This is a genomic window from Paenibacillus sp. T2-29 (assembly GCF_052921365.1).
On record NZ_JBREVE010000001.1, the window covers coordinates 809,230 to 820,971 of the forward strand.

The window sequence follows — 11,742 nt, forward strand, 5'->3', positions numbered from 1 at the left end:
ATGACAGTAAATGTGAGAAAAATGTAGCATATATGAGATCTTCACATTCGCTGTCAGGTAATTAGAGCATTTGCCGTTAAGTCTTTTTTTATTCCAGCATGTTTATGTATCGCTAAAAACATCGTAAAAAAAGATCCGCCACAGCCAAAGCCGTGACGGATCTACGATTATTTTAGCGTCTTCCTCCACCCATGTAACGCTTGGAACGCGGAGGCCCTAATATCTCTGCCCAAATTACACCTCTGCGTAGGTCATCTGCATTCACTGTACCACTCTCTTGTGAAGTTTGCTCTAGCCCATCTGTAATTTCCTCCGAATCTCTCGCATTGGATATACGATCGAGACGGGCTAAAACCATCCTTCGCTCTTCTTCCATAATACGAATTCGATCCTCTAAAGTCGTACCGTTATCTAATGAATCTTGGTCCATCCGTTCTTCCTTTTCCAGCCCGTCTCCTACTTCTTCTATACGACGAGCTTCGATCACCGCACGTCGCTCATTAGGAAATTGACGTTGCAATTCTCCAGTAACATCTTGCTGACGTCGCTCTTGCTCAGGTTCCGTTGTGAAAGGTCTGGGCGACGTCGAGGACCCGCGCGAACCATGATCACCACCAAAAGTAGGCATACCTTGCCGCCGGGAAGATTTCCGATCTCCGCCTTGAATACTTTTCCCCAAGAAGGACACCAGCGCAAAGCCAATCACGAGCAAGATATACAAATGGTCAAAGATCCAGCTGATAAAGTTCATCACTCACCGCCTAACTGCCTAATTCATAGGCTACGTCCCGTTAGTTAATCCCGGCTTTTGTTATCATTCCCCGAGTTCTCATTCGGTTTGCCTAAGGAACTACGCATTTGCGTATCTGCCTCAATATTTTTTAAATTCATATAGTCCATGACGCCAAGTTTACCGCTACGTAGCGCTTCAGCCATTGCCAGAGGCACTTCGGATTCGGATTCCACCACGCGTGCTCTCATTTCTACGACACGTGCCTTCATTTCCTGTTCCTGTGCTACAGCCATCGCACGCCGCTCTTCGGCTTTTGCCTGCGCAATACGTTTGTCAGCTTCCGCCTGCTCTGTTTGCAGGAAGGCACCGATATTTTTACCTACATCAACGTCTGCAATATCAATCGATAGAATCTCAAATGCTGTCCCTGCATCCAAACCTTTGGACAATACGGTTCTCGAAATGGAATCTGGATTTTCCAGCACGTCTTTATGCGAGTTACTGGAACCAACCGTTGTTACGATACCTTCACCAACCCGAGCAATAATCGTTTCTTCTCCGGCACCGCCGACGAGCCGATCAATGTTGGCACGCACCGTAACACGAGCTTTAACTTTCACTTCGATACCATCCTTGGCGACCGCAGCAACAATAGGCGTCTCAATAACACGCGGATTAACGCTCATTTGGACCGCTTGCAGAACATCCCGTCCCGCAAGATCAATCGCAGCCGCACGTTCAAATTCAAGCGGAATATTAGCCCGCTGCGCGGCAATCAACGCATTGATCACTCGGTCAACATTCCCCCCTGCGAGAAAATGACTTTCCAGCTGATTGATATTCAAGCCTAGACCAGCTTTGGTAGCCTTAATGAGGGGATTGACAATTCGGCTTGGCGTGACACGCCGCAACCGCATAGCTACCAGCGTAATGATACCGATCCGAACACCCGAAGCCAACGCCGAAATCCACAGCATCACCGGGAAGAAACTAAAAAACACGCTCAATACAATAATCGCTACTACGGCAATCAGCAAAATGCTGACAATACCCGATTCGAACACTCGCATCATCCTCCATTAATCTAATTCTTCGTTGTTAGCTTGCTTAGACACTTGCGTCTGCCTTGACCACAATTCGCCCGCCTTCTACTTTGGATACGATAATCGGCATATCCGGGGCGATAAACTCTCCATTCGTTACAACATCCACTCGCTCATCAGCGATTAGCACCGTTCCAGCTGGACGTAATGGGGTCAGACTGACACCCCTCTGACCTAGTAACGTTTCCCGATTCACAACCGAAGAAAACCCTTGGTCAGCCGTTAAACGTTCCTGAAGTATAAAACGGTTCCATATCCCTCGGTCCTTAAAGACAACTGCGATGATCGCCACCACGGCAACAGCCCCTGCAAAAGCAATCCCCAAAGATATAAACGCATGCTGCATGTTGTATGCTGCACGGACTACACCCGCGACAAGGCTGATGGAACCCAAAATACCCAGAATGCCAAAGCTTGGTATGAACATTTCAAGGATAAGCAGTGCCAGACCGATAATGAACAACAGCCACGTCTCCGAACCTGCAAAGCCAGCAATATAATTACCAAAGAAATACAAACCAAATCCAAGTACGCCCAAAATTCCCGGCACACCAAAGCCAGGTACAAGCAGCTCAATAACTACACCCGCGATACCAATAAATAAAAGCAAGGTCTGCACGATCGGATTGGTCAATATCTCGGCTGCTTTTTCAGCCCATGTGCGCTCCACATGGATTACATCATCTGTACTGTAGCCCATCCACTGTATAACTTCTTGTTCCGAAGATGCAATGTGATCCGCATACCCCAATTTCAGCGCTTCCTCACTGGTTAAAGAAATGATCTGGCCATTTTCCTTATTAAAGTTCATCTCCGGGATAGATACAGTCGTTTTGGAGTCGACCATGCCTCTAGCGATATCAGGATTGCGTCCGCCAGCTTCTGCGGCAGATGCCATGCTACTCTTCCACCAAGCTATCGTTTTGGGGTCTGTAATAGCATTCCCCCTGCCGTCTACTAACGCCGCTGCTCCGATAATACTACCCGGTTTCATAGCAATCTTGTTAGCACTCAACGCAATATAGCTACCCGCTGAGGCCGCTTCACCTCTTATATAGGCTACGGTCGGAATAGGACTGTCTTTCATCAGTTTGCCCAGCTTTTCCGCTGTATCTACCCGTCCGCCAGGTGTGTTAATATCCAGTAAAATCAGACCTGCTTTAGAATCAACTGCTTCTGCAAATCCACGCTCCATAAATTTGCCCAGCCCCTGTTCAATTTCCTGATCAACTGGTATAACAAACACTGCTCCACCCTTTGTTTGAGCCGCCGCTGGTCCAGAATAAACTAAGGGTAACAACAGAACGGATATCATAATCCACAACGTTAAAAAGATCAATTTGCGGCTGGAGTGGTGATGTTCTCTATGCATTTCTTTCCCCCCTTTCGATCTCTCCTTGTTACAGCATACCAAACTTTGTTAGACAAACTATACAGTTTTCAGGATTTAATGTGAAATTATTGGGTATATTGCTAATCCTGATGCCTGTAAAATACTTTACGCCCCTAACAGGCATCACGTTTCACACAATCATAGAAAACGCCTTCACAAAGACGTCTTCCACCATTCTATTTTGGCAGGCATCACACATATAGAAATAACACCCTCTGTGAACAGAGGGTGTTGTGTTTTCCTGTTTGTCGCAGGTTTATTGCAGAAATTGCTGAACCGCTTGGTTCACGAGCTTACCGTCAGCACGACCTTTTACCTTAGGCATCAAGGCCGTCATTACTTTCCCCATCTCGGCTTTCGAAGAAGCACCGGTTTCCTGGATGGTCTGCTGTACAATAACTTTAATTTCTTCTTCAGAAAGTTGTTCAGGAAGGTACTGAGCGATGATCTCTATTTCTGCTTTAGTGCTTGTCGCAAGTTCATCACGACCGGCTTTTTCAAACTCATGGAGGGCATCTTTTCGCTGTTTGATCTCACGACTCAGAATATCAAGCACTTCGTTGTCGTCCAAATTCCGTTTCAAATCTATTTCAAGATTTTTAATCGTAGAACGAACCATTCGAATGGTGGAGAGTTTGAACTTGTCCTTACTCTTCATTGCTTGCTTCATATCTTCGTTCAATCGTTCGCTCAAATTCATGATTACTTAGATCCTCCTAGAACTTTCTCTTACGAGCAGCCTCGGACTTTTTCTTGCGCTTTACGCTTGGCTTTTCATAATGCTTGCGTTTCTTCACCTCAGCCAATACGCCATCCTTAGCAATGGAACGTTTAAAGCGACGAAGTGCAGCATCAATTGTCTCGTTTTTGCGAACTTTAGTTTCAGACACCAGTTTTCCCTCCCTCCGACCAGACCGTCCAAGAGCAATAACACGGTTCATCAAATTTTATTATAGGTGAAACGGAAACCAGGTGTCAACCTATAAGAAAAAATGAGTACATAGAAGGAACCTTTTTTCCCGTCAGTTCCGCATTACTGAAAAGACTAGCTCTGTCATTTTTAAGAATGCGAGTCCGAAATACCTGTCAAGGCACCTAATTTGGCGCCCCCTAGCAAGTGATAATGCAGATGCCCTACCGCTTGTCCACTATCCGGGCCACAGTTGTTAATCAACCGATACCCAGACTCAGCAATTCCTAACTTTTTCGCAACCTCAACCGCAACACGATGGATCTCCGCGATAAGAGGAAGATCCTCCTCCGTTACAGCATTCATTGAAGGAATGTATTTTTTTGGAATAATGAGCACGTGTACTGGCGCCGCAGGCTGGATGTCATGAAATGCGAGCACATTGTCGGTTTCCAACACCTTTTTGCTGGGGATGCTTCCATCTACAATTTTCAAAAACAGATCGTCCATTCAAAACCCTCCTTTGGCAGTGAGCCGATCATCAGCAATTATACACAAGCAGTCCTTGCTGTCGGCATTCAAAGTTATGTATTTTTCACACCAAACAGAAACATAATCAATCATAATTGGTTATCCCTGTGTTTCTATATGTATCATAACGGAAAATGGGGCTTAATACCAGTTTCCCTTACTAACTTCCTCTATTATAGATTTAACCCCTTGATCAATTTGGTCTGGCTGTGCACGCGAGATACTTATGCGCAAAAATTTTTCTTGTTCCCTGTAGCTTGATAAATAAAAGCCTTTGCCAGCTACAACCTGGATGTTTCTGGCGTTAAGGCTGTGTACCAAACGTTCCAAATTCACCGTCCTCGGCAGCTTAAACTGCGTATAAACGCCTGAGGTTGCAGCTGGAGTTTGGATGTACCCGGTCTGATTGTATCGCTCCACCGCCTTGTTCAAAATACGAACGCGCTCCGAATATAGTTTGGATATCGTGTGTTTATGGCGTTCATACATTCCATTTTTAATATAGATATCAAGTGCTGCCTGAGACAAAATCGATGTGTCAACATATCTTTTATAGCTACTGAACGTCCTTAATAGGCTTTCTGGCAGTACCGCAACCCCTAATCGCAAGCCAGGGAAAATGATTTTGGAGAAGCTTTTCAAGTAAATAGTATGCTCTGTCTGATCGTATGCATAAATGGGATCAACAAGATGATCAACTCCCAAATCAGCCATATAGTCATCTTCTACGATGTACACATCGTATTTCGCAGCCAAGGCAGCTATCGTTTTCCGTTCCTCCGGGTTATATGAGATACCCAGAGGATTATGATGCCTTGACATGGTATAAAAAAATTTGATATTCTCCCGCTTAAATTGGTTCTCCAACTCATAAAAATCCAGACCTTCCGCTGTCCGCGCAATCGCATTGACGGGTATGCTCTCTTCCTCCAAAAAACGCAAATAAATATCGTAGCTGGGCTGCTCGACCAAAATCTTTTCTTTGCCATTGGGAAACGGCATTTTTGCGAGTATCTCTAATGCCTGTTGAACACCTGAGGTAACGATAATTCGATCTGTTTTTGCAAACACCTGAGTATCAGCCAAATGAGAGACGAGCGTATGTCGTAATGTTTCCAATCCTTGCGAATCCCCATATGTGAACAGATGATATTTGTAAGTGTCAATAGCCTGATTTAGACAATGCTGAAAATCTAGATAGGGAAATACATTCAAATCCGGGGATGCTGAAGCAAAATCAACGTAGTCTGAAATATGGCTATGGTGTACATCGCTGGGGTTTTCCACTACATAGTATCCGCTTTGCGGTATGGAATAAATGGCATGCTTTCTTTCAAGTTCAGCATAAGCTCGCAGAATTGTGCTTTTGCTGCACTTGTATAGCTCCGAAGCATCACGGACCGATGGCAGCTTGTAACCAGATCTATATTGTCCCTCGCGAATTTTAAGCTCTATATCTAATAAAACCGAAACATATTTTTTCACGACATCCTCCTGCCTGTTCTGTACATCCTCTTTATACGCTTATTCATTCTTATATTTCTGTACAAGGTTGATGTTAACATGGTTTATAGATAAACAGGATACCTCTTTTCATTAAACTGTACCCATACAGTTGTCATCCATAAATCATTGTAACCTCACCGAAGGCTGTAACCTTATAGCTCATTTACATATTGAGACGGTAGATGTGAAAAAGAGGCTGTTTCTTCATGCTGGAAGAAGCAGCCTTACTTAGTGATGATGTATGGATACGCCTATAGCCACTTGTACTGTACAAGAGCTGTAGGCGGGAGAGAGTAGAACGATGGTCAGGCAACGAAGGAGATCGGATTAGTAGTAAGGCAGTAAACTAATCGCTGTCAACGCAGCAAGTGGCAGAATCAAACGATTAAAGCGGCGACGTCCGTATGGAAATCCGTACGCATAGGCGGGTACTGGGACTGGGTAAGGGTACGGATAAGGGTACGGAGGATAAGATGCATAACCGCCATAAGCACGGGAGCCACATCCACAATTGTTGGGCGGATATGGGAGATTAACATTTTCCATTTCTTCTCCACCCATAGGAACGGCTAAGTATATCTTTTCATCATCCACATGCTCTACAATTCCGTCATACATTGTCCCGTCCTTCACCCATACGCATACATAACGATGCATATGCTGTTGACATAGTGTTTTAGCATCCATCTGTTTCGGTGCTGCAACATTTTCGGTTGTCATGCTTTTTTCCATGGTCGTTTCCTCCTAGGCTCTTACATGTATACCGTATGTTATTCAAAAACGGGCTATGTGCTACATCAAATTGGGCGAATTCCGGCTTACAAAAAAAAGAAGCACCCCGGGAGCTCTTGGCAGAGCCCCTCTGAACGGACGTATGACGGGAAGATTTCTTCCGCAGCATACGTCCGCCGGGGTGCTGTATGATTAACTTGTCGGCTTAGCTGTATTATAACAATAGTTTGAAACTGTATCTGTGATCCGTATCACATTGTTTCAAAATGTTTCCATAACTACACGAGAGCCTCCACCAGCCTGCTCTGCGGGAAGAACGACCAGCTTGCGTGGGAGCCGGGCCCGCAACTCGGGTACATGGCTAATCACACCAACAGATAATTGATCGTGATGCAGCTTTTCTAACGAGGTAATCACTGTGTCAAGCAGTTCAGGGTCCAATGTTCCAAAACCTTCATCCAAGAAGAAAAATTGAAGAGGGTATTGGCCCCGCAATTGAATTTGAGCCGACAGCGCAAGCGCAAGCGACAAAGAGGTCAGGAACGTTTCGCCGCCGGACAAGGTCGATACCGGACGTTTGACCCCACCGTTGGCATCATCACTAATGACAAAACCACCGCTGGAATCTACTTCTAGCGCATAACGCTGCTTAGTCAGAAAACGCAGGCGGCGTGAAGCGGATTGGCTGACCTGCATGAGCTGCTCCTCGGCAATATATTCAACGAAGGCATTGCCGCGGAAAACAGACTGGAGCTTGGACATTTTTTCTGCCTCGCCACGCAGATGTAAACGATTGGACTCCAGCTCCATCCAGCGGACATGCCGACGCTGCAAGTCCTCTAAATCACGCTCAGCCTTGGCGCGATTCTGAAGCGCCTCTTCATCGCGTGCACGGCAATCACGCAACCTCGCAGTGGTCGTTTCCCACTGTTCCTCTGTTAGTGTTGCTCCATTCAGCTGCTCTTGGACATGTTTTAAGCGCGAAGACAGCTCCTTCTCCCGTTCTCGGTGCAAATTCACTTCACGTTCATAGCGTGCGGCTTCTTCTGGTTCCAAGCAGCATTCCATGACCTCTGCCTCCGTAGCAAAAGAGGAAGCTTCCAGACGGTTGCTCCAACGGGATTCTGCCGTCTGCCGTCTTTCTTCTGCCGAGTCGGAGGCCTGCCGCGCTATTAGTGAAGCATGAACAGCCTGCTGCTTGCGTTCTTCCGCTTCGGTACGGCGGCGTGCAGCGGCTTCGGCTCCGTTTTTCAGTCCCAACAAGCGTGAGGTCGCTTCTTCCAGCAATGAGGCTGCTTGGCCTTCTCCAACCCACTTTCGGAGCTGTTCCAGCTTTTCACGCAGCAAATCATCTTTGCTCTGAAGCCCTGTACGACGGGCAATAATGATTTTGTCTTCCTCGATGATGCTTTGCTGTATCTGCTGTACACGCGCTGCCTTTTCTTCGAGGAAAGTCACGCTTGTCTCCAGCCGGGATCGTAACTCCTCCGCACGCCGGTCGCGCTCCTGCATAGCGCGATAACGCTCCGCAGCTTGGTCGGGGCCGACATCCGGCAGCTGCGTCGCCCATTCGGCGCGTAGCCCCTCGCTGCGCGTGGTGCATACCTCACGCTTGCTGCGCGCCTGCGCCAGTGCTGCAACCGCCGCCTCCTGCTCGGCGGCTGCACGGATACGCCGCTGCTGTCCGGCGGCGTCCGCCTCACGCAGTGCCTGTGCCTCGGCAGGCAGCGTATGCGCACGCGCTGCCAGCTCAGTCGCTGCACGCTCCAGCGCTGCACAGCGCTCCGCCCATACGGCGACACCGCGAGGCATAGCAGCCGCAGGAGTAAAAGGCTCGCCTGTGGCGGCAGCGCCGCTGTCTGCGGCGGCGGGCTGCGCCAGCAGGCTACGCTGCTCGTGCAACTGCTGGCGCAGCGTGAGGCGCAGCTCCTGTAGGCCGAGCCGCAGGCGATGCAGCTCATCCGGCGCAGCGGAATCCGCGCCATGGGCCGCAACAGTGGCAGGCGCAGGGTGATGTAGAGAACCACACACTGCGCATGGCTCTCCTTCACGCAGCTCGGCAGCGAGGTGCTGCGCGAGACGTCCGAGCTCCTCGGCACGGAGCTCGTGACGCAGCTGCTCCTCCTCGGCAGCCAGTGTTGACACGTCGGCTGTAATTTCCGCCTCCAGCGCCAGCAACGCCTCAATGCCTTCAGCCACTTGTGCAGCAAGAATAGAACGCCGTGCCTCCGTCTCCTGTGTCTCCTGCTCCATTAGCTTTAAACGTTCGTCTGCTAGCGCAAGCCGTTTCTCCTGAGTGGAATACTCCTGTTCAGCTTCACGCCATTGCTCATTCGCTGTCTCCAGCTGTTGCAGCCGCTGCACAGCCTCTTGCAGCATACGCCGCTCATCTGCCCGCACTTCATTTTGCTTCAACTCCTGTTGAAGCTCCTGCTGCCGCTTCAAACCTCGTGTCTGTAACTCTTGTTCCTTTACGAGACCTGCGGCATGCTCAGCAAGGGTTTGTTCGCTATGCGCCAGCTCGACCGCCAAACGTTCCCGTTCAGTCCGCAGCACTTCCGTATCACGTTCCAGTTGAAGTGCCTGCTCCAGTTGGTCGATCCGAAGTAACAGCTTTGGTTCTTCCGCACTGAGTGCTTGCCGAGCCTGCTCGTCTGCTTGCACAGATACAAGCGCCGCCTCCGCTGCGGAGGTAGCCAGGACTGCCATTTGTTCAGCATTCCTCTGTCGTTTTTCTGCTTCGACAACGGCTTCTTTCCAATCCGTCAGTGCAGGCAGCAACGCCTCCGCTGCAGATGCTTGCCGCAGCTTGCGCTCCAGCAAAGCAATGCCTGGTTCCTGTCTTGCCATCTCCTCCAGCTCGTTCACTCTTTGGCTAAACTCGATGACCAGTTCCCGTGTTTTGTTCAGCGCCTCCGCTTCCCGTGAAACACGCTCTAGCTCGCGGCGCGAGGCCTCTGCATGCTCCATCGCTTCTTGGAGGCGCAGCTTTACAAGCTCAAGCGCTTCAGCACTCGCATCCCCCAGCCCTTGCTGCTCCGCTTCCAACGATTTCAGGGCAATGTCGTTGTCCTTCACACGGCGGCTCAGCTTCTGTGCAAGTTGATCTCCGTACTTCTCTAGATGGAACAAACGCTGTAGCATCTGTCTGCGCTCACTGCCCTTTAAAGACAAAAATTCCGCAAACTTTCCCTGCGGTAATACGACCGCGCGGGTAAAATCGTCCATTTTCAGGCCGATATACTCTTCCACACAGCGTGTCACATCCTGAACCTTGTCAGCAAGCACTTCCTCGCCGTCTTCTGTATATGCAATAAAACGGCTAAGCGTATTATTAACCGATACGCCTCCTGCGCGTTTGAAACGTCGTTCTACACGGTAACGGCGAGGTCCTTGAGCTGACATTAATTCAAACGTAAATGCTACAGACAACGTGTCCTCGGCATGATTCATAATGCCTTGTGTACCATTCACCGCCCGCTCCACTTTACCGTACATAGCCAACGTAATGGCATCCAGCAACGTTGATTTACCACTACCCGTTGGACCAAAAATTCCGAACAGTCCCGTTTCGGTCAAATCGTCAAAGCGAATTTCCTGGGACTCCCGGTAGCTTTGCAATCCCGCCAGTTTCAGAAGGATCGGCTTCATACCTCATCCTCCTCAGCGTGGTCTCTTGCATCATCCTGTTCTACCAATTCTAGAAACAACTGTACTAATCCTTCATCCGGCTGTGCTCCGCCCGTCTGTCGTTGGTAAAACGCCCGGAACAGCTCATGAACCGGCAGTTCTGAACGTTGCTGTTCCAACTGTGCCGCAGCCATTTCTGGGTACACGGGGCGAATATGAATGATGCCTTCACGGCTTTTGCGCAACCGTTGAATATCTCCCATTGACATCGCTTCATCCAGCGTAATTTCCAGGTCAATAAAGGCATCAGCATCCAGTCCTTCATCCAGCCAGCGATATACCTCTTCCAGACCTCCCCGTGCTCGCCACCTCACTAATGGTCGTCCACTGGTAATATACAATTCCTCAACCTGTGCTGGCTTGCCGGCAATGACGTCAATTAACGTAACCGATTTGGCTTGTCCAGCTTCGGAAAAGCTATAAGCCAGCGGAGAGCCACTATAACGCATCAGCCCATCGCCCTTCACATATTGGGGACGATGCAAATGACCCAGAGCCGTATACTGCGCTCCAATGCTCAAAGCAGACGGATCTACGGTATAAGCTCCCCCGACCTGAATCGGGCGTTCCGAATCCGACTCCAGCCCACCAAGCACATAAATATGGCTCATCGACAAATTAACGGTATCGGGCTGAAACGCTGTACCTAACTGCGACATCAGCATCCCTACACGGCGGCTATATGCCTCGCGTAATATGGTTTCATCTCCGTCTTCAGACAATAGCTCATTCAAACGAGACTCGGAGGGATAAGGCAAGGCTGCAATACATGCCATTTCGCCCGTTCGCGGTGTACGAACGCGTACTGCTTCCCCATGAGGCAGTCCCAGCAATGTAATTCCACGCCCGCTCACCAGCGGGGTGACCGAGGCTACCCTTTCCGGCTGATCATGATTGCCGGCAATGACGACTAGCGGTCTTCCTCCAGCCGTAAGACGCGCAGATGCTTCATAAAACAATTGCTCTGCGGCGGCCGAAGGATTGACTGAGTCGTACACATCTCCAGCCATCATAATCAAATCAGCCTGCTGGTCGTCAGCCATTTTCACCAATTCTTCCAAAAACGCCTCCTGCTCCTTCAGGCGGCTTCGCCCTTCCAACGTGCGACCCAAATGCCAATCACCTGTATGCAAAATCCGCATGC

General features: G+C 49.1%; 10 protein-coding genes. All 10 read right to left on the reverse strand.

Annotated features, from left to right (window positions below; genetic code table 11):
- Nucleotides 1-172: 172 nt before the first annotated feature.
- Complete coding sequence (locus tag ACU1JV_RS04055) at nucleotides 173-751, reverse strand: hypothetical protein (protein ID WP_129549634.1); 579 nt, start codon at nucleotides 749-751, stop codon at nucleotides 173-175.
- A 44-nt stretch (nucleotides 752-795) separates the two neighbouring features.
- Nucleotides 796-1,797 (reverse strand): flotillin-like protein FloA, encoded by a 1,002-nt coding sequence (gene floA, locus ACU1JV_RS04060; protein WP_016324559.1) that lies wholly within the window; start codon nucleotides 1,795-1,797, stop codon nucleotides 796-798.
- A gap of 43 nt (nucleotides 1,798-1,840) precedes the next feature.
- Nucleotides 1,841-3,208: an NfeD family protein gene (locus ACU1JV_RS04065; protein ID WP_165079576.1), complete on the reverse strand. Its 1,368-nt coding sequence runs from the start codon at nucleotides 3,206-3,208 to the stop codon at nucleotides 1,841-1,843.
- Nucleotides 3,209-3,485: 277 nt separating this feature from the next.
- Entirely contained in the window at nucleotides 3,486-3,929 is a 444-nt protein-coding gene (locus tag ACU1JV_RS04070; RefSeq protein ID WP_013372151.1) for a GatB/YqeY domain-containing protein, read from the reverse strand.
- Between the two features lie 16 nt (nucleotides 3,930-3,945).
- On the reverse strand, nucleotides 3,946-4,119 hold the full coding sequence (gene rpsU / locus ACU1JV_RS04075) for a 30S ribosomal protein S21 (protein ID WP_005547957.1): 174 nt from the start codon (nucleotides 4,117-4,119) through the stop codon (nucleotides 3,946-3,948).
- A 170-nt stretch (nucleotides 4,120-4,289) separates the two neighbouring features.
- Nucleotides 4,290-4,649: a histidine triad nucleotide-binding protein gene (locus ACU1JV_RS04080; protein ID WP_013372152.1), complete on the reverse strand. Its 360-nt coding sequence runs from the start codon at nucleotides 4,647-4,649 to the stop codon at nucleotides 4,290-4,292.
- 162 nt (nucleotides 4,650-4,811) lie between these two features.
- Nucleotides 4,812-6,155, reverse strand: coding sequence for an aminotransferase-like domain-containing protein (locus ACU1JV_RS04085; protein ID WP_413986685.1), 1,344 nt, complete (start codon nucleotides 6,153-6,155; stop codon nucleotides 4,812-4,814).
- 348 nt (nucleotides 6,156-6,503) lie between these two features.
- Nucleotides 6,504-6,908 (reverse strand): hypothetical protein, encoded by a 405-nt coding sequence (locus tag ACU1JV_RS04090; RefSeq protein ID WP_413986686.1) that lies wholly within the window; start codon nucleotides 6,906-6,908, stop codon nucleotides 6,504-6,506.
- Between the two features lie 261 nt (nucleotides 6,909-7,169).
- On the reverse strand, nucleotides 7,170-10,559 hold the full coding sequence (locus tag ACU1JV_RS04095) for an AAA family ATPase (RefSeq protein ID WP_413986687.1): 3,390 nt from the start codon (nucleotides 10,557-10,559) through the stop codon (nucleotides 7,170-7,172).
- Nucleotides 10,556-11,740: an exonuclease SbcCD subunit D gene (locus tag ACU1JV_RS04100; protein WP_165079573.1), complete on the reverse strand. Its 1,185-nt coding sequence runs from the start codon at nucleotides 11,738-11,740 to the stop codon at nucleotides 10,556-10,558. Before ACU1JV_RS04100 ends, ACU1JV_RS04095 begins: the two co-directional genes overlap by 4 nt.
- Nucleotides 11,741-11,742: the final 2 nt, after the last annotated feature.

Coding starts and splice junctions, on each gene's coding strand:
- ACU1JV_RS04070 (WP_013372151.1), bottom strand. CDS start 3,929: ATGAATTTGAGCGAACGATTGAACGAAGATATGAAGCAAGCAATGAAG.
- ACU1JV_RS04055 (WP_129549634.1), bottom strand. CDS start 751: ATGAACTTTATCAGCTGGATCTTTGACCATTTGTATATCTTGCTCGTG.
- ACU1JV_RS04100 (WP_165079573.1), bottom strand. CDS start 11,740: ATGCGGATTTTGCATACAGGTGATTGGCATTTGGGTCGCACGTTGGAA.
- ACU1JV_RS04090 (WP_413986686.1), bottom strand. CDS start 6,908: ATGGAAAAAAGCATGACAACCGAAAATGTTGCAGCACCGAAACAGATG.
- ACU1JV_RS04095 (WP_413986687.1), bottom strand. CDS start 10,559: ATGAAGCCGATCCTTCTGAAACTGGCGGGATTGCAAAGCTACCGGGAG.
- ACU1JV_RS04080 (WP_013372152.1), bottom strand. CDS start 4,649: ATGGACGATCTGTTTTTGAAAATTGTAGATGGAAGCATCCCCAGCAAA.
- ACU1JV_RS04065 (WP_165079576.1), bottom strand. CDS start 3,208: ATGCATAGAGAACATCACCACTCCAGCCGCAAATTGATCTTTTTAACG.